1 pseudogene is annotated in these 1,149 nt (G+C 69.0%); it reads right to left on the bottom strand.

The window, feature by feature from the left end:
• Positions 1–1,149, bottom strand: a pseudogene (locus ACZ45Q_RS34055) (alpha-1,4-glucan--maltose-1-phosphate maltosyltransferase); the annotation flags it as partial.

Below are 1,149 nucleotides of genomic sequence, written 5' to 3'. Positions count from 1 at the left end.
GGTGTTGAGCTTGGTGATCAGGGGGGTGATGGTGGTGCCCCGGGCTTCGGCGGTGGCCCAGTCGCGGGGTTTGAGCTGGTATTTCTCGGAGTCGAGGTATTCCTCGCTGCCCTCGCGCAGGGGGGTGTTCTCGCACAGTTCGTAGCCGCTGTAGATGCCCCAGGTGGGGGAGAGGGTGGCGGCGAGGACGGCGCGGACCTCGAAGGCGGGGCGTCCGCCGTGCTGGAGGTAGGCGTGGAGGATGTCGGGGGTGTTGGCGAAGAAGTTGGGCCGCATGTAGGCGGCGGCCTCGCCGGAGAGTTCGGTGAGGTAGTCGGTGAGTTCCTGTTTGGTGTTGCGCCAGGTGAAGTAGGTGTAGGACTGCTGGAAGCCGATCTGGGCGAGGGTGTGCATCATCGCGGGGCGGGTGAAGGCCTCGGCGAGGAAGATCACGTCGGGGTCGGTGCGGTTGATGTCGGCGATGACGCGTTCCCAGAACACCACGGGTTTGGTGTGGGGGTTGTCGACGCGGAAGATCCGTACGCCGTGGGCCATCCAGTGGCGCAGGATGCGGCAGGTCTCGGTGATCAGGCCGTCGAGGTCGGCGTCGAAGGCGACGGGGTAGATGTCCTGGTACTTCTTCGGGGGGTTCTCGGCGTAGGCGATGGTGCCGTCGGGGCGGTGGTGGAACCACTCGGGGTGTTTGGCGACCCAGGGGTGGTCGGGGGAGCACTGGAGGGCGAAGTCGAGGGCGATCTCCAGGCCGTGGGTGCGGGCCTGGGCGACGAAGTGGTCGAAGTCGTCCAGGGTGCCCAGGTCGGGGTGGACGGTGTCGTGGCCGCCTTCGGGGGAGCCGATGGCCCAGGGGACGCCGACGTCGTGGGGTGCGGCGGTGAGGGTGTTGTTGGGGCCTTTGCGGTGGGTGGTGCCGATGGGGTGGATCGGGGGGAGGTAGACGACGTCGAAGCCCATGGCGGCGATCGCCGGCAGGCGGCGGGCGGCGGTGCGGAAGGTGCCGTGGGGCTGCTGGGGGGTGCCTTCGGAGCGGGGGAAGAACTCGTACCAGGAGCCGTACAGGGCGCGCTCGCGTTCGACGAGGAGGGGCATCGGGTCGGAGGCGGTGACCAGCTCGCGCAGCGGGTGCCGGGCCAGGACCGCGTCCACCTCGGG

The organism is Streptomyces sp. NPDC031049 (assembly GCF_055571015.1).
This window is presented reverse-complemented; position numbering and strand designations above follow the sequence as displayed.